This window comes from Thermococcus nautili (genome assembly GCF_000585495.1).
GTDB lineage: Archaea > Methanobacteriota_B > Thermococci > Thermococcales > Thermococcaceae > Thermococcus > Thermococcus nautili.
In genome coordinates, this window is the sequence record NZ_CP007264.1 from 47,580 (window position 1) to 67,383 (window position 19,804).

Annotated in this window: 23 protein-coding genes; 11 read left to right on the forward strand and 12 right to left on the reverse strand. The window is 53.9% G+C overall.

Features of this window, described 5'->3' with window-relative positions; genetic code table 11:
• The first annotated feature begins 29 nt into the window (after positions 1–29).
• The 4 genes from BD01_RS00300 (at position 30) to BD01_RS00315 (ending at position 2,518) form a co-directional block, all read left to right on the forward strand.
• A complete protein-coding gene (locus tag BD01_RS00300; RefSeq protein ID WP_042688747.1) occupies positions 30–734 on the forward strand; it encodes a PrsW family intramembrane metalloprotease in 705 nt (234 codons plus the stop codon).
• Positions 725–940: a hypothetical protein gene (locus BD01_RS00305; RefSeq protein WP_042688750.1), complete on the forward strand. Its 216-nt coding sequence runs from the start codon at positions 725–727 to the stop codon at positions 938–940. Before BD01_RS00300 ends, BD01_RS00305 begins: the two co-directional genes overlap by 10 nt.
• Before the next feature lie 3 nt (positions 941–943).
• Positions 944–1,573 carry a hypothetical protein gene (locus BD01_RS00310; protein WP_042688752.1) on the forward strand — a complete coding sequence of 210 codons (630 nt, stop codon included), beginning with the start codon at positions 944–946 and terminating at the stop codon, positions 1,571–1,573.
• 153 nt (positions 1,574–1,726) lie between these two features.
• Positions 1,727–2,518, forward strand: coding sequence for a hypothetical protein (locus tag BD01_RS00315; protein ID WP_042688754.1), 792 nt, complete (start codon positions 1,727–1,729; stop codon positions 2,516–2,518).
• On the opposite strand, the gene BD01_RS00320 is transcribed toward BD01_RS00315, so the two are convergent.
• From BD01_RS00320 to BD01_RS00365, 10 genes are all read right to left on the reverse strand, one after another.
• On the reverse strand, positions 2,515–2,859 hold the full coding sequence (locus BD01_RS00320; protein WP_042688756.1) for a DUF1667 domain-containing protein: 345 nt from the start codon (positions 2,857–2,859) through the stop codon (positions 2,515–2,517). The two genes, BD01_RS00315 and BD01_RS00320, sit on opposite strands and share 4 nt — an antisense overlap.
• Entirely contained in the window at positions 2,856–4,112 is a 1,257-nt protein-coding gene (locus tag BD01_RS00325) for an NAD(P)/FAD-dependent oxidoreductase (protein WP_042688758.1), read from the reverse strand. The genes BD01_RS00320 and BD01_RS00325 overlap by 4 nt, the downstream gene beginning before the upstream one ends.
• Entirely contained in the window at positions 4,112–5,599 is a 1,488-nt protein-coding gene (locus tag BD01_RS00330; RefSeq protein WP_042688759.1) for an NAD(P)/FAD-dependent oxidoreductase, read from the reverse strand. Before BD01_RS00330 ends, BD01_RS00325 begins: the two co-directional genes overlap by 1 nt.
• Before the next feature lie 155 nt (positions 5,600–5,754).
• Positions 5,755–6,219: a type II toxin-antitoxin system VapC family toxin gene (locus tag BD01_RS00335; RefSeq protein ID WP_084606305.1), complete on the reverse strand. Its 465-nt coding sequence runs from the start codon at positions 6,217–6,219 to the stop codon at positions 5,755–5,757.
• Complete coding sequence (locus tag BD01_RS00340; RefSeq protein WP_014122534.1) at positions 6,182–6,385, reverse strand: antitoxin family protein; 204 nt, start codon at positions 6,383–6,385, stop codon at positions 6,182–6,184. The genes BD01_RS00335 and BD01_RS00340 overlap by 38 nt, the downstream gene beginning before the upstream one ends.
• A 45-nt stretch (positions 6,386–6,430) precedes the next feature.
• Positions 6,431–7,912, reverse strand: coding sequence for a glycerol kinase GlpK (gene glpK, locus BD01_RS00345; RefSeq protein ID WP_042688765.1), 1,482 nt, complete (start codon positions 7,910–7,912; stop codon positions 6,431–6,433).
• A 35-nt stretch (positions 7,913–7,947) separates the two neighbouring features.
• Positions 7,948–9,288: a hypothetical protein gene (locus BD01_RS00350; RefSeq protein WP_042688767.1), complete on the reverse strand. Its 1,341-nt coding sequence runs from the start codon at positions 9,286–9,288 to the stop codon at positions 7,948–7,950.
• Entirely contained in the window at positions 9,275–10,528 is a 1,254-nt protein-coding gene (locus tag BD01_RS00355; protein WP_042688769.1) for a hypothetical protein, read from the reverse strand. The genes BD01_RS00350 and BD01_RS00355 overlap by 14 nt, the downstream gene beginning before the upstream one ends.
• Positions 10,529–10,569: 41 nt before the next feature.
• The gene (locus BD01_RS00360; protein WP_042688772.1) at positions 10,570–11,316 is read right to left on the reverse strand and encodes a glycerophosphodiester phosphodiesterase family protein; all 747 of its coding nucleotides are present in this window, start codon (positions 11,314–11,316) and stop codon (positions 10,570–10,572) included.
• 1 nt (position 11,317) lies between these two features.
• Positions 11,318–12,058: a glycerophosphodiester phosphodiesterase family protein gene (locus tag BD01_RS00365; protein ID WP_042688774.1), complete on the reverse strand. Its 741-nt coding sequence runs from the start codon at positions 12,056–12,058 to the stop codon at positions 11,318–11,320.
• A gap of 93 nt (positions 12,059–12,151) precedes the next feature.
• Here BD01_RS00365 and BD01_RS00370 point away from each other — a divergent pair, with 93 nt between their 5' ends.
• The 7 genes from BD01_RS00370 (at position 12,152) to BD01_RS00400 (ending at position 17,647) form a co-directional block, all read left to right on the forward strand.
• Positions 12,152–13,513, forward strand: a complete 1,362-nt coding sequence (locus BD01_RS00370) for an SLC45 family MFS transporter (protein WP_042688777.1) — start codon at positions 12,152–12,154, stop codon at positions 13,511–13,513.
• Between the two features lie 14 nt (positions 13,514–13,527).
• Entirely contained in the window at positions 13,528–14,826 is a 1,299-nt protein-coding gene (locus BD01_RS00375; RefSeq protein ID WP_042688779.1) for an MFS transporter, read from the forward strand.
• A gap of 36 nt (positions 14,827–14,862) precedes the next feature.
• Positions 14,863–15,156: a nucleotidyltransferase family protein gene (locus tag BD01_RS00380; protein ID WP_042688781.1), complete on the forward strand. Its 294-nt coding sequence runs from the start codon at positions 14,863–14,865 to the stop codon at positions 15,154–15,156.
• The gene (locus BD01_RS00385; protein ID WP_042688784.1) at positions 15,153–15,500 is read left to right on the forward strand and encodes a HepT-like ribonuclease domain-containing protein; all 348 of its coding nucleotides are present in this window, start codon (positions 15,153–15,155) and stop codon (positions 15,498–15,500) included. Before BD01_RS00380 ends, BD01_RS00385 begins: the two co-directional genes overlap by 4 nt.
• Complete coding sequence (locus tag BD01_RS00390) at positions 15,497–16,357, forward strand: alpha/beta hydrolase (protein ID WP_042688786.1); 861 nt, start codon at positions 15,497–15,499, stop codon at positions 16,355–16,357. Before BD01_RS00385 ends, BD01_RS00390 begins: the two co-directional genes overlap by 4 nt.
• 34 nt (positions 16,358–16,391) lie before the next feature.
• Entirely contained in the window at positions 16,392–17,117 is a 726-nt protein-coding gene (locus tag BD01_RS00395) for a DUF2334 domain-containing protein (RefSeq protein ID WP_042688788.1), read from the forward strand.
• 206 nt (positions 17,118–17,323) lie between these two features.
• The gene (locus BD01_RS00400; protein WP_042688791.1) at positions 17,324–17,647 is read left to right on the forward strand and encodes a hypothetical protein; all 324 of its coding nucleotides are present in this window, start codon (positions 17,324–17,326) and stop codon (positions 17,645–17,647) included.
• Here the strand turns inward: BD01_RS00400 and upp are convergent.
• Together upp and BD01_RS00410 are read right to left on the reverse strand one after the other, a co-directional pair.
• Positions 17,641–18,309, reverse strand: coding sequence for a uracil phosphoribosyltransferase (gene upp / locus BD01_RS00405; protein WP_042688793.1), 669 nt, complete (start codon positions 18,307–18,309; stop codon positions 17,641–17,643). The genes BD01_RS00400 and upp overlap by 7 nt on opposite strands.
• 34 nt (positions 18,310–18,343) lie before the next feature.
• Entirely contained in the window at positions 18,344–19,804 is a 1,461-nt protein-coding gene (locus tag BD01_RS00410; RefSeq protein WP_051482136.1) for an MATE family efflux transporter, read from the reverse strand.

Here is a 19,804-nt window from a genome sequence, read left to right on the forward strand (position 1 = left end):
CTCAAAGATTACCCTCATGGGTGATAGCGATGGACGTGCTGACAACGCTTTTGTTCTTCGCCTACGCTCCGGCACTCGCGATACTCTGGTACTTCTATCACAAGGATAAGTACGAGCCAGAACCGAAGCGCTACGTCATAACGACGTTTCTTCTTGGGGCAACGCTCTCGGTTGGCATCGCATACATCCTCGAGAGCATTCTCACCATCGGCGGGCTCATACAGCCAATCCTGCCCACGACGGCCTTTTACGTTGCCCTCGTCGCCGGTCTCGTTGAGGAGCCGGCTAAGGCCCTCGCGGTCAGGTTCCCCTACAAGGCCGGTCAGATGGACGGCATAATGGACGGTCTCGTCTACGGAGTCGCAGCGGGTCTCGGCTTCGCCGCCACTGAAAACTTCCTCTACGGCCTTGGCTGGGGCGTCGCGGTAACGCTGACGAGAGCATTCCTGACGCCCTTCGCCCACGGCACCTGGACTGCCATAATCGGCGTCGGCTACGGCCTAAAAGCTGAGGGAAAGGTTGATTCCCTTGCTCAGTTCTACGCCCTTGCGATACTCCTTCACTTCACCTGGGACTACTTTGCATTCCTGAGCGCGACTGTTCCGGCCTACAACATAATGCTGATATTCCTCCTCCTCGTGAACCTCTCAATCCTCCGCTACTTCCTCATCCTGGGAGAGGAAGAAGACAGGCAGAGGTTCTGGTATTACCTCGTCAGGAGGGGATGGCGGTGAAGAACGACGAAAAGCTTGAAAGGGCCCTCTTTGAAGCCCGCCCCTACGTGGAGTACTGGGACAGGCTGGAGAACCTTGTTAGGAGACTCTGGGAGGAGGCGACCGACGAGGAGAACTTCCTCCAGCTTCTGAATGAGGAAATTCAGCGCGCCGAGGAGCCCTTCAAAACAGATTTGAAGATTTTCCTCCAGAAATTCGGGGGGTAACTGATGAAACGCGTTCTCCTGGCGGTTTTTGTTGTTTTTCTCCTTACGTTTCTTACCTCCTCGTTCGTGCCGTTCCAGCCATCTTCCAGCACTCGAACCCTCACTTCTGGGGAGGTTATTGAAGCACTCACCAGCTACAGTCCCGATTCCATCTGCTGGACTGCAAACGTTACCAACGGGCTTTCAGAGAAATCGGTTTACGCCTGTATGAACTTTCAGAACTCCAGCGCGTCCTGGAGGATAACCAGGGATGGAAGGGAGTACGCCGTTGTTTTGAACCCCGAGACCAACGATACTTTTCTCAGAGATTTAGCCTTCAACAGTGCGTGGATTGAGTGGAACGTTTTGAACTTCATCAGATACGTCGCCCAGAACGGGAAGCTTGTAAACATCACGCGTTCAGATGGGATTTATCACTTAACGTTCCAGCTCAACAGAACGGAGACCGTGAACGCCGGCCCGCTCGAAAACCCCTATATTATAACCACAAAGCTCAGTATGAGGCTTGTTCTTAGTGTGGATTCCAACGGGAGACCTCTTGGGGGTGTTTTCGAGCAGAGAACTTACACCTCTGCTGGGGGAAGTGAGGGCCTGTTGACGGGCAACTTTACGGTTCTCGGGGAGTGGCATTAACCTCTTTCTTCTCTCTCATGAACGATATTCCCCTGGTTGTAATCACTTACAATGACGGTGTTTTATCCAGTACGATTTTCAATTTTTCCTCAATCGAAAAGTATTTAAACTCGATTCTCCTTTCCCATCTGAAAACGAGTGGGGGTAGTAGTGATGAGGAAGGTTGCCCTCTCGCTGTTCCTCGTTGCGATTGTTGTCCTCGCCGCTGGATGTGTTGGTAAAAGCACCGGCCTAACCGAGGAGAAGGTCATCAATGCCATAAAGAACATAAAAACGGCCCATTATGATGAGAACTTCACGATGGCCATGGACTTCACGATACCTGACGACAATACCACCATCAACATGACCATGCACTTCAGGATAAACGCTATGATGGACCGCGTGAAGAAAAGGGCCCTCGGCAACTACACCGGTTGGGTTTACTATAGTGGTCTTAACATGACGTTCAACTGGCCCGTTTATATTGAAGGCAACGACACCTACCTAAAAGTTGACGGCAAGTGGTACAACGCCACCGATAATCAGGAAACCGGCGCCGGCTCTTACAACCTCGACGCGATACGGGCAATCCTCAACTCGACCAACGTGAGCATAATGCCCGTTGATGGCGGTTACCAGTTCAAACTCAACGTTACTTTTGAGCAGTTCGCCAACGCCACGGGAAGAACTTATGCCTTGGACAGGCTCTTCCAGATAAACGGCACCGTCGAGACCCACGCGGGATGGGTTCTCGTGAAGCTCAAGAAGGATGGCACTCCCTACTACATAGAGACATACTTTGACCTCACCCTCAATATCCCCCATCCACTCACCAACGACACGATTCCAGTGCACGTGATAGTTCACGACAGCGAGGCCCTCAACAAGATTAACGAGCCCGTGGTAATAGAAAAGCCGAAAGGGGTGGAAAACGCCCCACGTTTTGATGGACTCTGGGACTAAGCTCCCCTCGTCGCCACTATTTTTATTCCCTCCCACTCCGCAACAGTTTCTCCGACCTTCACCGGCGCTTTGAGCCTGAGCTTCGCTAGAAACTTCATGAGCTCCGGTATCTTCTCCTTCGGCACCGGCTCGGCCGTCTTGACGCTCACCGTGGGCAAGGCTCCCCCTTCAACCGGCACGACGCTCATCACGACCCTCTTTGGGTTGGTGACTTCCTGAATCGCCCACTCCTCACCGCGCGGGCAGGTGCATCCTCTGACCTCTTTGACCTTTCCGTCCTCCACCTCGACCTCGATTGAACATCCAAGGGGGCAGACGATGCATGTGAAGCGGTATATCATGCCTTCACCACCTCCACGGTGAGCTTCTCGGCCTTCCTGATTTCCCCTGCCTTCAGTTTTATCCTCAGCATCTCGGCAGGCTTGACCACCGGGAGCTTCATCCTCTTGCCTATCTCCGGAATTCTAAGCTCAACGTCCTCCATCGGCTTAGATACTCGCAGATAGAGGTAGACGTCTCTGTCTCCACTGAGGTAGTGCGGGACCAGCAGACGGACGTTTTCGCCCTTCTCCACCTTAACCCACTTCCTGCTCTCGATTCCCCCGTTCTCGATGAACTCTTTGGCTCCCTCCGCCGCCAGCTCGCCCTGCTCCGCGACGTAGTCAACGAGGTCGTTTATCAGGAGCGAGTTCCCGGCAACGAATATTCCCGGGACGCTGGTTTCCAGCCTGTCGTTCACGACCGGCCCGCCAGTTGAGGGGTCAATCTCAACGCCTATCTTCTTCAATTTTTTAACGCTCGGGACGAGGCCGGCCGATATTATCAACGTATCCGCCTCAATCCAGAACTCGCTCCCGGAGATTTCGTTGAGGTTCTCATCAACCCTGACAACCTTTACCCTCTCAACGCGGCCCTTTCCACGGACTTCCACGACTTTGTGACTGAGGTAGAGGGGTATGTTAAAGTCCCTGAGAATCATCACGTTTCTCGCCAGTCCTCCGGGATAGGGCATCAGCTCGACAACGGCCTTAACCTTCGCGCCTTCGAGAGCAAAGCGACGCGCCATTATCAGCCCAACGTCGCCGGAACCCACGATGACTATCTCCTTGCCGGGCATTATTCCGTAGATATCCATCAGCGTCTGGGCCTCTCCGGCCGTGTAGATTCCCGAAACCCTGTCGCCGACGATTCCAATCTCGAAGGCGTGCCTTTCCCTCGCTCCCGCGGCGTAGATTACGGCCTTCGCCCAAGCCTGATAAGCCCCGCTCGGCGACGTGAAGATTACGACCTTCTCGAGGTCGGAGTAGTTTTTAATCTCGAGAACCCTTGCCGCCGTTCTGTACTCCACCCCAAGCTCGACCAGCCTCTTTGCGAGGCGCGAGGCGAACTCGGGCCCTGTCAGCTCTTCTTTATAGTAGTGCAGGCCGAAGCCGGGGTGAATGCACTGGGGGAGTATTCCTCCAAGGTAGTCGTTCTCGTCAAGGAGCAAAACCTTCAGTCCGAGTTCTTTGGCTTTAATAGCGGCCGCCATTCCCGCAGGACCGCCACCGATGACAACGACGTCGTAGCTCAGCATCGGAATCCTCGGGAACATCAGGCATCCCCCCTGAGGAGAACCTTGACGTCTCCTATTCCAATCTCGCTTCCCTTACCCTTCAGCGTAACTTCCCACGGCTCGACTCCGTATTCCTTCGCCAAAAGCTGGACAATCTTCGGCCTGCAGAAGCTTCCCTGGCAGGTTCCCGTTGTAGCTTTGGTTCTGAACTTGACGGAATCAACGCTCGGCGTTTTAACGCCTATGAACTTCATTCTCTCTATGGCCTCAAGGATGTCGCCCTCGCTGACGTTGTTGCACCTGCAGACTATCTTTCCATAGGATGGATTCTTCTTTACGGCTTCGTTCACCTGCTCGGGCGTCATCATGAAGAAGTGGCTGATTTCCTTCCTGTAGGGGTTCCACTTCTCCTTTTCCTTCAGCTCGATTCCAAGGTCGCGCTCGATTATCTCGGCAACCTCGTAGGCTATCGCCGGGGCGCTCGTCAGGCCAGGTGAGCGTATTCCAGCGACGTTGATGAAGCCCCAGACCTCTTCCTCCGCCTTGATTATGAAGTCCCCTCCCGTCGGCTCGGGCCTTAGACCTGCAAAGGTCCTGATTACCTTGCTCCTCGGGGGCAGCTGCGGCCAGAGCTTCTTGGCCCCTTCCCAGACCTGCTCAAGGCCCTCCTTGGTCGTGGCGAGGTTTTCTTTCTCCTCCGGCGGTAAGTCCTGGGCGTTCGGCCCTATCATCAGATGGCCGGAAATCTCGGTGGTTACAACTATTCCCTTGCTTATCGGCGTCGGCGTCGGGAAGAGGACGCGCTTCGGCCCGGGAACGTCGTCGTCAAAAATCCAGTACTCACCTTTCCTCGGGTGGATTTCGAAGTAGTCTATACCCACCATTCTCGCTATTTTGTCCGCGTAAAGACCCGCTGCATTGATAACGATGTCCGCCTCGATGAAGCCGTCCTTCGTCTCAACGCCCCTGACCTCACCGTTCTCGACCTTTATTCCAGTGACCTCCGTCTCGAGGTGCGTTTTCACGCCATTCGCAACGGCGTTCTCGGTTATCGCGATAACGGCCGGAATCGGCCCAATCTGGCCCACTATTGGAACCCATAAAGCTCCAATCGCTTCCCTCGTGAGGTTGGGTTCAAGGTGGAAGAGCTCTTCCTTATCAACGAGCCTCATCTCCGGAACGCCGTTCTTCCTTCCGCGCTCCAAAAGCCTCTCGAGCTCGTCGAAGTCCTCATCCTTCGTCGCGACTATCAATGTCCCGTTCCAGACGTGCGGAATCTCAAGCTCCTTGACCCACTGGTGCCAGAGCCTGTTTCCCCTTATGCACAGCCTGGCCCTCGTCGGGTACTTCTCGGGGTCGTCGTCGTAGCCGCCGTGAATCAGAGCCGTGTTGGCCTTGCTCACTCCCCAGCCAACATCAGGAGCTTTTTCTATCAGGTGGACTTCGAGGTTCTCGTACCTGCTGAGAACCCTCGCTATGCTCGCCCCGCTAATTCCTGCCCCTATTATAGCGACTTTCGTCTTCATAACCTTCACCTCGATTTAACGTGAGAAAGGGTTTTGGATGTTTTAAAGCTTTCCTTAACCTTTAGTTTGGCGAAAAGGCGAGGAAAGAACTCTTAAGCGCATTAGAAAAAAGGACAGGGCAGGACAGGGTTCGGATGGACGGAGATGTTCATTTATCATGGCAGGGTTTCAATGTTTGGAACATTCTTAAAATCAGAGTCAAAGGTGGCAATCATCTTAATCCCGTACTGAATACATGAGGCGAGAATCATAGCGTCGTTGGGAAGCAGGTTGTGTTCCTCAATTAGTCTCCGTGCAATTTCCACGGTTCTCTCCGTTATCTCAACTACCTCAAGCTCGGGAAGTGCACTAAAGAACTCATCGGCCACGTTGATGGCTTCTTTAATTTCTCCGACTTTTTCTCTTATGCCGTAGGTTGAGTACCTTCCATGCTTTTTCACGTACTCGTTAGCCATGAGCTGAAACCAGACCTCACCAATGACTGTTGGGTTGATGTAGAACCTCGTTCCTTCGTCAATCATTTTTTCAAGTGCAATCACTGCCCTCTCGTCTCCGAAAAGGAAATTCAAGATGAAAGAGGTATCAAGGAAGACCCTTTCCCCTGTGGAGAACGTACTCATGGTAAGCCTCCTCCAGCTCCTCAACGCTAACAGCTCTCTTAACACTTCCCGCAAGCTTCAGGACGTCCCGCTTTATGACAACGGTTACTTTCTCACCTTCCTTGAGATTCACCCGTTTTAGGGGTTTTAGAACACCGTTCTCGTAGACGGCCTCGACTGTCTCCATGTTCCCACCTGAAAATAATTGGAGGAAACAGTAATAACCCTTTCGTCAGACCCCAACGACCTTCGCCCAGCCCATAGCCCTCTTTACCGCCTCCTTCCAGCCGTGGTAGAGCTTTCTCCTTGTTTCCTCGTCCATCCCAGGCTCGAACACCTTCTCCGCCTTCCAGAGGCTCTCTATCTCCTCGAGGCTCTCCCAGTAATCGACGGCCAGTCCAGCCAGATACGCCGCGCCGAGCGCGGTGGTTTCCTTGACTACGGGCCTGACGACGCGCCTGTTCAGTATGTCCGCCTGGAACTGCATCAGGAAGTCGTTCGCCGTTGCCCCGCCGTCAACGCGGAGCTCCTTTATCCCGACAAGCTTCTCCATCTCCTCTATGACGTCGCGCGTCAGGTAGGCTATCGCCTCCAGAGTTGCCCTCGCGAGGTGCTCTCTGCCGGTTCCGCGCGTTATGCCGATTATCAGCCCCCTCGCAAACTGGTCCCAGTACGGGGCACCAAGGCCGACGAAAGCCGGGACGAAATACACCCCTTCGTTGCTCTCGAGCTTCCTTGCAAGTTCTTCCGTTTCAGAGGCGTGCTTGATAATCTTTATTCCGTCGCGGAGCCACTGGACGGCGGCACCGGTTATGAAGACGCTCCCCTCGAGGGCGTAGCTGACTTTTCCGTTGAGTCCCCATGCTATTGTCGTGAGCAGGTTGTTTGAGTAGCGGACAGTCTTTCCCGTGTTGGCGAGGATAAAGCTTCCCGTTCCGTAGGTGGCCTTCACCATTCCGGTCTCAAAGCCGGCCTGCCCGAACAGAGCCGCCTGCTGGTCACCGGCGTCGCCGCTCACCGGAATCTCTGCCCCAAGGAGTTCCCTCTTGGTATAGCCGTAGACCTCGCTCGACTCCCGCACCTCGGGCAGGACCTCCTCCGGAATCCCGAAGATTTCGAGCAGCTCGTCGTCCCAGTCGAGCCTCTTTATGTTGAAGAGCATCGTCCTTGAGGCGTTGGAGTAATCGGTTACGTGCTCGCCAGTGAGGCGGTAGATTAGGAACGTGTCAACGGTTCCGAAGAGGACTTCGCCCTTCTCCGCCCTCTCCCTTAGACCTGGAACGTTGTCGAGGAGCCACTTGAGCTTGCTCGCGGAGAAGTAAGCATCGGGGACGAGGCCGGTCTTCTCCTTTATCACGTCCCCGTATTCGCGCTTTATCTCCTCGACCATCTCGGCCGTTCTCCTGCACTGCCAGACTATCGCGTTGTAGAGCGGTTTTCCGTCGCGGTCAAAGACTATCGTAGTTTCTCTCTGATTTGTAACACCGATTGCCGCTATCTGGCCCGGCTCCACCTTCGCCCTCTCAAGAGCGGTTTTGATGGCCCTGAACTGCGCGTCCCAGATTTCCTCCGGATTGTGCTCTACCCAGCCGGGCTTGGGATAGTGCTGGGGGAACTCGTACTGTCCGATTCCTATTACGTTGCTCTCCCTGTCGAAGATTATCGCCCTGGCTGAGGTAGTTCCCTCATCCAGTGATAGGACGTAGCGCTCCATACGACCACCGAGGTTGAACCTCTGCACTGGAGGTATTAACGGTTTCGTTTATCTTCCGATGCAACAAGGTATGAAACCCCCACGAGAGCACCGAGCGACGAGAGTACTTTGGAAATATGATGGTAATCACTCGGGCTTGGGGAGTGGGAGGAGTCCACCAGTATTTGAATGAACACAAGATTCTTTCCTGCCCTTAGCATTTGGACGGCCTTTCTGTTCTCTTCAATAATTTCGGACAGTACCTCTCTGCTTTCCGGGGATATATCCGCTAAATGGGCCATGATTATCCGGTTAATCCTTTCGAGCTTCCGTATTTGCTCGTCATAATTCTCCGTGTCATTGAGCCAGGTTCCAACGTAGAATCCTACAGTACGGGTAGTTTCCTTAAACGCTTCAAGGTCATTTAGGGGGAGCGTTCCCTCCGCGAGTATAGATTCTCCGACAATCTCAACCCGAACGCTTAAGTTGAACCTCTTTACAAGGGTTTCAAATTTCTTCGCATCGCTTTCCCATTCAAGAGCTCCATAAACGGCTAGGAAATACGGGGAAGGACTTATCGTTGCGTTGGTTTTGTTCAGTGCCGTTAGTTCTTTGATTCCCCTTTCTTCGCTCCTTTCCTTGAAGGTGTAGTGGGTGTATACTCCTAAAAAGAACAGGGAGAGGGTTAAGAAAACCACGAACGGTATGTAATCAACCCTTCTCAGCCGTCCTCTTCTCACTAAGACGATGCCGATGAGTCCTGCGAGACCCGCACCCATCCAGAGGGCGACCATCAATGGTACGTTGCTCTTCTTGGGAGGATACAGGATGTTTACGTCCACGGAGGTAATATTGCACACGTTCTCTCTTCCCCTTATGCCGAGTGCGTATTCGAGCTCAATTATTCTTTCTTGAACAATCGCCTTTTCTGCCGGATTCTTTATAACAGTCTCCAGCTCCCCAAGCGCCCGGAGCTTCTCCATTAGCTTTTTCCTTTCGGTTTGGCTTACCGTTATTGCCGTGGCCTTTTGGTTAATAGGCTTGCATGTTTTTGGAAGTTTTTCTTTGAACCCTTTTTCCTCCGTCAGAATGACGTTAAATGAACCCCCTTCTCCCGCATATAGAACGATGCTGTCGTGGGGGAGGCTCTTGAAGAATGATAACGTCCCGTTGAGCTCACCCTCGGTATAAACCCTGCACTCGACGACCATTGACGCCTTGGGGGTGCAGTTCCAGAGGCTTGTAGCGTTGAGTGAGTGAAGGATTTTGTTGAACTTCCCATTGGTGGGAATGAAACGGTCGCCCGGGCCGGAGTACCTCTCCGGTGGAATGGCTGTCGCGAGCACCATAAACAGAAGGGCAACGATGCAAATGAAGATGGTCTTATTGTGTTTCATCGCCCCGGCGCCTCCCCAGCGCGAGCCCCACAAACACGGCAACGAGGGCAAATTTGGCCAGGAAATCGGAGTGGCCCCCGTAGTCTGGGATTATCGCCTCGGGGTTAGTGGCAAAAACTGCTATGCATAAGTTCTTCTGGTCTCTATCTTGGTGAAGTGTCTCGTTTAGGTTGGCCATATAATCCTCGACGGCTTTCCTCTCGTCAGGGGTTAGATACGGCAGATATTTTTCAAGCGTCGTTAATGTCTCGTTTATCTCCCGTGTCCCGTGTCTCTCTTCAAGGAGGGCATTGAGGTATTCGGAGTCAATCACCGAGGTCTCCCAGCCCCTCTCTTTAAACGCCTCAATGATTCTCTTGTAGTTGTTCATATTCACCTTAACGTGGATTCTCAGAACCGTGTCCTCCCATCTGACCGAACTTACAGTTGCGTTGTTCTTCTCTACTGTTTTGAGAAACCAGTTGACATCATCGCGGGAGCTGAAATCCCCCTGAGCACCTCCTATCTCGGTGCACCATCCGCTGGTGGAGTTCAGGGTCAGTAGCTCGTTAAACGCCTCCGCCGTTCCGGAGATTTTTCTTTCCATTTGAATGTACTCCTCGAAGAAGATGGCGCTCAGAATAACCGTGATAAGGAAGACCGCGAGAAGGGATTTGCTCCGCCTATAGCTCACGAGGGCTCCTGCGATACCAACAATTAGAATCCCCAGCCAGGTTATCACGAACGGTAGCTTCACTGGCTTCATCGGGCCTGTGGAAAAGACTGTAATCTTAACCCCCGTCACGTTGACGGGCGTTTCCGGAGAACTCGCAAAGCCAAAGAACGGTTTGAGCTTTTCGTAGTCTGGCGTGCCGGCGGTTAGGTTCTTGAGCCTCTCCGACGCCCTATAAAGCTTGTCATCGTAATTGAGCGAGTTCCGTCCGAGGACGTGGCACCCCGAGGGCATCTCCTCAAAAAATCTGCTCCAGTTCCTCACAAGAATCGTTGTTCTGAACACCCCGGGTTCGGAGACGCCGTAGTCGTGCGGATATCTTAGCGTCCAGTTCACTACGTAGCTGTAGTAGGAACTCGTGTCCGCGGTGCACTCAACGTAGCCGACCCATCTTGGTGGTTTCTCATAGGTATTGATGGTGCTCCCGAAGAAGCCCGCGTAAGGTGGGGAGTACGTGTGGGATGGGACTGTAAGGGAAACCGAGAGAAGTGCAACGATTATGATGAGCAGGTAAACGGCCCTCTCCACTTACCCCACCGGGGAAAGTAAAATGAAAAACCTTAAAAAGTTTACCTGAGTCCAGCGTTCTTGAGGTAGGAGAGCATCCTCTCGACGTCGTTCGCTATCACGACCTCGAAGAGCCCCTTGAGCTTCAGCAGGTTGTCGTCCTTGTAGAACAGCTCGTCGTTTTCGGTCCAGAGGACGACCTTGAGCCCGAGGGAGCGGGCCCAGCCAAGGGCTTGAACCGTCTTTTCAAAACCGAGAACCGGTATTGCCTCGATGGGGACGTTAACCGACCAGAGGTTGAGCTCTTCCTTGAGCTTTGGAACCATTGGCAGGACGTCCTCACTCTCAATCAAAAGTCCCATTCTGGTTTCTTTGTCGAACCTGCGGTATCCTCTAAGGGCTTCAACGTCGAAGGACGAAATCAAAACTCTCTCCGGGTTGTTTTCTTTCACAATCCTGGCGACCTCTTCAACTGCGTCCCTGTCCTTGAGCTCAACGTTGATGAGGGCATCATCGGGAAGGGCTTCAAAAACCTCCTCCAGCGTTGGAATCCTCTCGCCAAGCCCTATGTCGGCCTTCTTGAGCTCCTCAAGCGTCATGTCCTTCTGCCTTCCGCTCATGTCGCTCGTCCTGTCTATGGTCTCGTCGTGCATGACCACTACCTTTCCATCCTTGGTCAGCCAAACGTCGAGCTCAACGCCGTCTGCTCCGGCTTCAACGGCCTTCTTAAAGGCCAGCAGGCTGTTCTCGGGCAGTTTCCCCATGCAGCCCCTATGGCCGAGAACGATAACCCTGTCGCTTTCCCACATTTTAACCGCCTCCGGTGTTGCCCCGGTTGAACTTTAACGATAAAAACCTTTTCAGCCTCGCGGGGTCATCGGAGATGACCGCGTTGACGATGTGGGATAGCGTTGGGATGAGGGAGAGCTCGTTCATCCTGTAGTTCCAGAGCCAAACCTGGAGGCCTTTTCTGCGGTATAATCTGAGAAGTGTCAGCAGACCGCGCATTCCCACGTACCGGGCGAGGTCAAGGGGGACATGGATTGAATAAATGCCCCTAAGTTGTCTTAGACTTAGCCCCAGGTTTAGGGCGCAGGTTATTGAAAATCCCACTCTGCAATCGGGACACTCCTTAATGGCGCTCATCGCGATACTCAGGTCGTCCGTTGATATGACAGTCCTCTCCAGAAAGTTTTTCCGTTCAAGCTCTCCAATCAGAAGCGAGAGCGCGTTCGGGTCCTTAACGTCTGCGTTCATGACTTTTGGTGAGAGCTCCAGAACCCGGTTGAGGGTTGGAACGAGTTTTCCGAGCGGGTGAAGGCGTAGGAGTTCCCTGTATGTTACCGTTTCCACCCTGTAGTTTCTCCCGTCTGCACTGAACTCCCCGTCGTGAAGCACCACGAGCCTTCCGTCTCCCGTCAGCCTGACGTCGAACTCTATTCCATCGGCGTATCTTAACGCCCTTTTGAAAGCCGGTAGTGTGTTTTCTAGGTGTCCCCTGAATCCTCTGTGCCCGAGGATGAATTGGAGCTCATTGTTCGAAGGTGTCATCTTTACTACCGCTCAAAAATGAACTCACAAGCCTTAAAAGCCTCTTCCATAACACTATAGTCTATATAGATGCACGACTGGAGGGTGGATGGCATGGAGTTTAAATACAGCAGGATATTCATCCTTGGCTTCGGTTTCTTTGGTATCAGCATAATCTGGGCCCTTTACAACGCTTACATACCGATTTTCCTCCAGGACACGTTTCACATGAGCAAAACGGTTACGGGCTTCATCATGACCATAGACAACCTCTTCGCGGTTCTACTGCTCCCGTTCCTCGGCGCGCTCAGCGACATGACCCGGACGAAGCTCGGCAGGCGCAAGCCCTACATTCTCCTCGGCGCCCCTTCGGCGGCGTTGATGTTCGCGCTGATTCCAATAGCTAGAGAGCACGGCAACCTCGCGCTCTTCATGGGCACGATAATCCTCATGAACTTCTTCATGGCCCTCTTCCGCTCGCCGGTCGTTGCTTTCATGCCCGATATAACTCCGAGCGAGAAGAGAAGCCAGGCCAACGGAATAATCAACTTCATGGGCGGTCTTGGAGCGCTTCTGGCGTACTTCGGCGGCAAGGTTCTCTACGACATGAACTACGCCTACCCCTTCTACTTCGGTGCTGCAATAATGCTCTTGGCGAACCTCCTCGTTGTTCTTGCCGTCCCTGAGCCGGAAGAGTTCCGCGTTTCCGGCGAGAAGATTAGTCTAAGGAAGTTGCTGGCAGAAACGTCCCACAAGAGCTTCGGTGAGCTCAAGGAGAATCTCAAGGACGTCTTTGCCAGCCACGAGAGGAGCCTTCTGGCCATTCTCCTCGCGGTGTTCTTCTGGTTCGTGGCCTTCAACTCCCTTGAGACGTTCTTCACGAGCTACGTCAAATACCATCTCTATGGAATCCCAGTGGGTGCGCCGGAAACCGAGCTGACAAGGAAAATTGAGAGCACCGGAGCGTTTATGCTCGGCGTCTTCAGTTTAAGCTTTATGCTCTTTGCAATTCCAGCTGGCTTTATCGGGGCAAGGCTCGGGAGGAGGAGAACAATAACGCTCGGCCTCCTCATGGTTGTTGCAATAATGCTGGGGGCTTTCTTCGTGGGACAGACGTCAAGACCCTCAAGCCCGAGCCTCTCTGACCCTGTTATAATGACCTTCATGGGGCTGTTCTTCCTCGGGGGAATCGGCTGGGCGATGGTCAACGTCAACTCGTTGCCGATGGTAGTTGACATGACGACCGAGGAGAAGCTTGGAGGTTACACGGGTCTCTACTACTTCTTCAGCCAGGCCGCTAATCTCCTCGCACCTCCTCTTGCCGGAGCGTTCCTCGATGTTATAGGTTATGAGACGCTCCTTCCCTTCGCCATGGTGTTCTTCATCTTGGCGCTGGTGACAGTGCAGTTCGTTAAACGCGGTGATGTAGTCCGCACGCGGGGAGATGCACTGGACTACGTTCCGGATATGGATTGACGGAGGTGGTCTCTGTGGAGAAGAAGTTCAGCTGGAGTGTTGTGCTCGGTTTGGCCCTGCTCGGCTTCAGCAGGAGCGTGGGCTGGTCCCTCAACAAGGGGCTCTCTTTCCCGTTGCTTTCAAGTTACACCGAGTCGGCATTCATCAAGGGTACTATCCTGGCCGTTGAGGGCTTCATCGGCCTCTTCATCCCGGTTCTGCTCGGTTATTACAGCGATACCCTGCGCTCAAGGCACGGGCGGAGAAGGCCGTTTATCATGGTCGGTGGAATCCTCTCTGGAATCGCCGTGCTCATGATTTACACCGCCTACTCGATGGGCGTTCCGCTGTGGGGATTCGCCATGACCCTCGGCTTCTTCTACCTCTCGATGCACATCTACACTGCCCAGTACCGCGCCCTCATGCCTGACACAGTCGAGAGCGGCCACAGGGGAACCGCGAGCGGCGTCATAACGCTTCTGGAGTGGGCAGGCAACCTATTCCTCTTCGGCCTGGCCGGCTACCTCATCGCCAAGGCCGTCTCAATGACTGGAGAAAACGAGGGAATAAAGGCCCTCGCCCAGACGCCCTACCTCAAGATACCATTCCTCATCACCGCCCTTTTCCTAATCGGCGCGGCGCTCTTCGTGTACTTCGTTGTTAGGGAGCCCGAGGCGCCTGAAATCGAGGAGAACGAGAGCCTCGCGGACTACCTGAAGAGCATCGTTGAAAACCGGGACTTCCTCAAGTTCTACGCCGCTCAAACCCTCTGGTGGATGAGCTTCGAGTTCATAGCGATTTTCCTCTATGGAATACTCGCGTTCATCCTCTATGGCTCGGCGACGGAGGAAAACATCAAGGCCGTAACCTCCCTCGGCCTCTACCTCATGGCCCTCTTCAACGTCACCGTCCTCCTCGGTGCCCTCCCGGGAGGAATACTCTACGACAAGCTCGGCAGGAGGCTCAGCATAGTCCTCGGTGGCGTTATCTTCGCACTCCCCCAGCTCTGGGGCTGGTTCATAAGCACGAAGACCGAGATAACGATAGCCCTCGGAATAGCGGGAATCGGCTGGGGAATCCTCATGGCCTCATCGTATCCGGTAATCGGTGACCTTCTGACCAAGTTCGAGAGGGAAGCCTTCACCGGTCGGTACTACGGCTTCTTCGAGGCCACGCGCTCGCTGCCGGTTCTCCTTGCGGGTATCCTTGGAGGGGCCATTGTCCAGCTCGCCGGCGAGAACTACAGGGTGCTCTTCCCGCTTGGTGCCGTCTTGGTGCTCCTCGCGATGCCCATGATTTGGTTCATGAAGAACCTGGAGGCCGAGAAGGGTTAAATACTTTCTTTTTCAAAACCTTAACTGGTGGGATGTATGATTACCCTTGAAGACGCTAGGCGTGTAATCAGGGAGCACTTTGATGAGCTTCGAAAACTTTACGGCGTTAAAGACATCGAAATATTCGGGTCGTACGCTCGAAATGAACAGAGAACTGACAGTGACCTTGACCTTCTTGTGGAGTTTGAACAGCCCGTTGGTCTGCTGACGATATCGATGCTCCAGGTTCATCTCTCAGAGCTTCTTGGAGTTGAGGTCGATGTAGTTCCAAAAAACTCCCTTAGAAAAGAACTCTGGGACGAAGTTTCACGGGAGGCCGTGAAGGTATGAGACGATATGATTTGTACATTAAAGACATCATCGAACACATTGAAAAGGCCCAGCGTTTCATAGAAGGTCTCGATTTCCAGGACTTCGTTAGGGACGAAAAAACGGTGTATGCAGTCATCAGATGCATTGAAATCATAGGAGAGGCCTCAAAGGCAGTTCCCAGAGAAGTTCGCGAGAAGCATCCCGAGATTCCCTGGAAGGCCATGGCAGGTATGAGAGACAGGCTTATCCATGGTTACTTTGGTGTTAATCCTGAAATTGTGTGGATAACCGTCGTTAAGGACTTGCCTCCTTTGAAAGAGAAGCTCGAAAAACTCTTAGATGAGTTGGGTGATGGCGTATGATACTGGCAATCATCACGCTTCTCATCGTGGCGTTCCTGGCATTTTCGGCGTTTGTTGCTTACAAGATGGTAAAACCCCCGCGCTTCATCGGAGACTGGACACCAAAGGACCTCGGCTACGATTACGAGGACGTGACAATCGAGACGCAGGACGGGCTGAAGCTCAGTGCCTGGTGGATTCCCAACGAGGGCCCCGTCGTAATGCCCCTTCACGGCTACACGAGGAGCAGGTGGGACGAGGTTTACATGAAGCAGACTATCGAATTCCTGCTCAAAGAGGGCTACAGCGTCCTTGTCTTTGACTTCCGCGCCCACGGAAAGAGCGAGGGGAAGTTCACCACTGTCGGCGACAGGGAGCTGATTGACGTCCTCTCCGCCGTGGACTGGCTGAAGAAGAACCACCCTAAGAAGGCCGAGAAGATAGGCCTCATCGGCTTCTCAATGGGTGCGGTCGTTACCATAAGGGCCCTCGCCGAGGACGAGGGAATCACCTGCGGTGTCGCGGACTCGCCCCCGATTTACCTCGACAAGACCGGCGCGAGGGGCCTGAAGTACTTCGCAAACCTCCCGGAGTGGCTCTACACCTTCGTCAAGCCGTTTACCGTTCTCTTCAGCGGGGCCAAAGAGCTCAATATGCTCGAGTACGCGGATAAAGTTAGAAAGCCGCTCCTTCTCATCGCCGGCGAAAACGACCCCCTCGTAAGGCCCGAGGAAGTGAGGGAGTTCTACGAACGGAACAAAAATGTAAACCAGGACGTCGAGCTGTGGGTCACGGATGCGCCGCACGTCAGGACGCTGAAGTTCCACCCGGAGGAGTGGAAGGCCAGGGTGAGGGACTTCCTCTCAAAGCACCTTTAGAAAGGTTTTTACGCATTCTTCCCCCCTTTCTTTGATGAAGTCATTAAGGAACGCCATAACGCTCATCGTTGTCGCTCTGGTTCTGCTATCCTCGAGCTCACTTTCCCGACCCGCATACGTTCCCGTATTCGGGCGCTTTGCAATACTCGTTCACGACGTCAGCCCCGGTTACCTTCCACAGCTACGGCAGATAACGGCCGTTATCGATGAGTACGGTCTCCAGAACGAGACTTACCTCTTCGTGATTCCGGACCACGGGGGCGAGATGCCCATCTGGAAGTATAGGGAGTTCATGGAGTTCCTTGAGGAGCTCAGGCGCAAAGGTTACCACATCGAGCTCCACGGCTACACCCACATCGGCGACGAATTCAGTTGCAACGTGAGTACGGCCGAGAGAAAGCTTGAGCTCGGGCTCAAGGCCCTGTCGTATCTCAACGTCACACCGAAATACTTCATCGCCCCGCGCTACTCGCTCTCCAGGGATGCCCTATCTGTTCTGCTCTGGCACAATGTAACGGTCATCGGCGAGGACTTCATCTACTTCCCGAACGGTACCGTTGAACCGATTTACAACAGGGAGTACACTTGGTACATGCCCTCGTTCCTTCTCCCCTACGAGCTAACCAGCGCCGAGAGCGCCTACGCTAACATAAACGGGACGTTCTTCCTATCACTCCATCCAGAGGCGGTGAATAACAAAGCTGGAATGAAGTTTCTGAAGGAGTTTCTGAGGTTTGTATCGAGAAGTGGCCTCGGCTAACCCTCTTCTCATCACCGTCAGCGTGGCTAACGCTCGTCATCGGCCGAGGCTTGTTCTCCACAGGGTTTAAAAAGGCACTGGAGGATAGAGCAGGGGGATGACGAGCGTTTACCGGTCGGATTGCTACCGGATGAAGAGACTGGCACTGGCTGACCCAACCGAAAGACGTAAAAACGGTTCTCCTCAAAATTTAATTGGTGGGGAAGATGGACTTCGCCCTATTCATGGAGCGATATGGGTACAAGGTTCTGCTCGTCGTTCTCGTTGGGGGTGTTTTCGCCTTTATCCTGGGGGCCCTTGGTTACAGTCTCCACATGCTCGGCAGGTACAGCTGGGACGAAGCGGGCTTCTTCGTTGGCCTTCTCGTCGTCGCTTCACTAATCGGGGCCTACGCTGGGAGATTCATGAACACCGCGACGACTCTCTTCGGACGGATAGGTTACCACTACTGGGCCAAGCTCTTTGAGGATAAGAAGAAGCTCGAAAAGGAGAAAGAGAAGCTGAGGGAAGAGGGCGGGAAGCTTTACTGAAGCTTGACCGGGGCTCCAAAGGCCCTGTCGCCAGCGTCGCCGAGGCCGGGAAGAATGTAGCCCTTGTCGTTCAGTTCCCTGTCGACCTTGGCAACGAACACCTCAACCTCGGGGTGCCTACTTTTTATCCTCTCTATTCCTTCAGGAGCCGCCAGCACTCCAACGACAACCAGGCGCTTCGGCTTCCCGTAGCGCTTGACCTCGTCGAGGACCTTAATCAGCGTCGAGCCGGTCGCTATCATCGGGTCGGCAACTATGACAGTATCCTCGGGCCTTATCTCGGGAATCTTGACGTAGTTCATCTCAATCTCGAACTTTGGGGCCTTTCCGCGCGATGCCGAGACGATGCCAACGCGCGCGTGGTCGAGCACCTTGATGAGGCCCTCCATCAGAGGAATCGCCGCGCGGAGAACGGTTATTATGACCACGTTGCGCCTGTCCCTGACGATTACGCCCTCGGTTTCCTCCAGCGGGGTCTTGACCGGAACCTTCTCGGTTTCCATCGTCTTCGTCAGCTCGTAGGCCATGTAGCGGCCGAGCTTGACGAGGCCCTTCCTGAAGGCTATTGGCCCTGTTCTCTCGTCCCTCAGTTCCGTCAGAATCTCCATCAAAAATGGACTGTCCTCAAAGGAGTAAACGCCCTCCCACCTTTCGGCCTTCATGCTCTCACCGTCCGCCACTCGGGACGAGCCTTTATTAGCCTTCTGCTTGATAACCTTTGGTCATCTTGGATTCTCCCTTTGCCTCTTTTTCGATTATTGCCTTCATCCAGCTACCGCGGAGGAACCAGACGAGGGCTATCAACGCCCCGATGAAGTTGCTCAGCCCCATGCCGAAGAAAACTCCCCTGCTTGTAAAGTCGAAGAGCTTCGCCAGCGGAATCGTAAGTCCGAGGAGCGTTATCGCACCGACGTAGCCGAAAGCGTAGCTCAGCGGAATCCTGAGGCCCCAGAGGCGGATTATGCCGAGGAGCATGCTCTTTTTCGTGTGACCCGCGGAGCTGAAGGTTCTGTTGACGACGATGAAGATTCCGTTGAAGAACGGCACCGAGATTAGGAAGTACTCCAGGACGATTTTGCTCTCGGCTATAACCTTCGGGTCGTCGAGGAAGACCTTGAATATTGGAACGCGGAAGATTCCGATGATTAGAACCGCTAAACTCGCTATCGTGAAGTTGACGAGCATCGTTCTTTCCGCTATCCTCTTTGCCCTCTCGAACTTTCCAGCGCCGACGTTCTGGGCTATCATCGTTCCCATGGCCATGCTTATACCGCGTGAGATGCTCGTCAGGAAGTTGACGAGGCGGGTGGTTATGACGTAGGCCGCGTACGTGACGTCGCCGAAGCCCATTATAATCCTCGTGAGAACGACGAAGCCGAAGCTGTTCGCCGACTGGCCGACGCTAGACGGGAGACCGACGCGGAAGAGCTTTCCGTAGAACTCAAAGTCGGGACGGAGATTGGAAAGGCTGAGCTTCAGCGCAACCTTCCCCGAGAACATGAGGTAAAATCCGATTATTGCGCCGGTGGCGTTGGCTATGACCGTTGCCAGTGCTGCCCCGGCAACCCCGAGCCTGGGAAAGGGCCCCCAGCCGAAGATGAAGAAGGGGTCGAGGACTATGTTGAGGAAAACCGTGAGGAGCGTTATTTTCATGGGTGTTTTTGTATCTCCAGAAGCCCTCATCAGGGCGGAAAAGGCCATGTACGTGAACGCGAAGGGAACGCCGAGGAAGACTATCGTCGCGTAGGTCTTGGCGTAGGGGTAGAGCGTTGGCGTTACCTTCATGAAGCGGAGCGCGTAGGGCAGGATTAGGACGCTCACTATGGCCGTTGTAACCGAGAAGAAGAGCATGAGTGAGTAAAGCGCTCCTGCCGAACGGCCGGCTTTTTTGAACTCCCCCGCGCCTATGTACTGACCAACGAAGGCAAAGCCAGCGGTTGCGAACCCCATTCCGAGGGCCATGAGCGTTCCTATAATCGGCCACGTGACGCCCGGCGCGGAGAGGGCTTCCCTGCCGAGCTTTCCGAGCCAGAAGGTGTCGGTTATGTTGTAAACGACCTGGACGAGGTTGTTTACTATGAGGGGCCCGGCTAACTTGAGGAGCGTTCTTTCTATCGGCCCGTTGATTATCTCCTCGCGCATTTCTTGGAGCTTCAT

What these genes read in the sequence shown, in the direction of transcription:
- BD01_RS00300 (WP_042688747.1), top strand. Translation starts at nt 30, where the DNA reads ATGGACGTGCTGACAACGCTTTTGTTCTTCGCCTACGCTCCGGCACTC.
- BD01_RS00305 (WP_042688750.1), top strand. Translation starts at nt 725, where the DNA reads ATGGCGGTGAAGAACGACGAAAAGCTTGAAAGGGCCCTCTTTGAAGCC.
- BD01_RS00310 (WP_042688752.1), top strand. Translation starts at nt 944, where the DNA reads ATGAAACGCGTTCTCCTGGCGGTTTTTGTTGTTTTTCTCCTTACGTTT.
- BD01_RS00315 (WP_042688754.1), top strand. Translation starts at nt 1,727, where the DNA reads ATGAGGAAGGTTGCCCTCTCGCTGTTCCTCGTTGCGATTGTTGTCCTC.
- BD01_RS00320 (WP_042688756.1), bottom strand. Translation starts at nt 2,859, where the DNA reads ATGATATACCGCTTCACATGCATCGTCTGCCCCCTTGGATGTTCAATC.
- BD01_RS00325 (WP_042688758.1), bottom strand. Translation starts at nt 4,112, where the DNA reads ATGTTCCCGAGGATTCCGATGCTGAGCTACGACGTCGTTGTCATCGGT.
- BD01_RS00330 (WP_042688759.1), bottom strand. Translation starts at nt 5,599, where the DNA reads ATGAAGACGAAAGTCGCTATAATAGGGGCAGGAATTAGCGGGGCGAGC.
- BD01_RS00335 (WP_084606305.1), bottom strand. Translation starts at nt 6,219, where the DNA reads ATGAGTACGTTCTCCACAGGGGAAAGGGTCTTCCTTGATACCTCTTTC.
- BD01_RS00340 (WP_014122534.1), bottom strand. Translation starts at nt 6,385, where the DNA reads ATGGAGACAGTCGAGGCCGTCTACGAGAACGGTGTTCTAAAACCCCTA.
- glpK (WP_042688765.1), bottom strand. Translation starts at nt 7,912, where the DNA reads ATGGAGCGCTACGTCCTATCACTGGATGAGGGAACTACCTCAGCCAGG.
- BD01_RS00350 (WP_042688767.1), bottom strand. Translation starts at nt 9,288, where the DNA reads ATGAAACACAATAAGACCATCTTCATTTGCATCGTTGCCCTTCTGTTT.
- BD01_RS00360 (WP_042688772.1), bottom strand. Translation starts at nt 11,316, where the DNA reads ATGTGGGAAAGCGACAGGGTTATCGTTCTCGGCCATAGGGGCTGCATG.
- BD01_RS00365 (WP_042688774.1), bottom strand. Translation starts at nt 12,058, where the DNA reads ATGACACCTTCGAACAATGAGCTCCAATTCATCCTCGGGCACAGAGGA.
- BD01_RS00370 (WP_042688777.1), top strand. Translation starts at nt 12,152, where the DNA reads ATGGAGTTTAAATACAGCAGGATATTCATCCTTGGCTTCGGTTTCTTT.
- BD01_RS00380 (WP_042688781.1), top strand. Translation starts at nt 14,863, where the DNA reads ATGATTACCCTTGAAGACGCTAGGCGTGTAATCAGGGAGCACTTTGAT.
- BD01_RS00385 (WP_042688784.1), top strand. Translation starts at nt 15,153, where the DNA reads ATGAGACGATATGATTTGTACATTAAAGACATCATCGAACACATTGAA.
- BD01_RS00390 (WP_042688786.1), top strand. Translation starts at nt 15,497, where the DNA reads ATGATACTGGCAATCATCACGCTTCTCATCGTGGCGTTCCTGGCATTT.
- BD01_RS00395 (WP_042688788.1), top strand. Translation starts at nt 16,392, where the DNA reads ATGAAGTCATTAAGGAACGCCATAACGCTCATCGTTGTCGCTCTGGTT.
- BD01_RS00400 (WP_042688791.1), top strand. Translation starts at nt 17,324, where the DNA reads ATGGACTTCGCCCTATTCATGGAGCGATATGGGTACAAGGTTCTGCTC.
- upp (WP_042688793.1), bottom strand. Translation starts at nt 18,309, where the DNA reads ATGAAGGCCGAAAGGTGGGAGGGCGTTTACTCCTTTGAGGACAGTCCA.
- BD01_RS00410 (WP_051482136.1), bottom strand. Translation starts at nt 19,804, where the DNA reads ATGAAGCTCCAAGAAATGCGCGAGGAGATAATCAACGGGCCGATAGAA.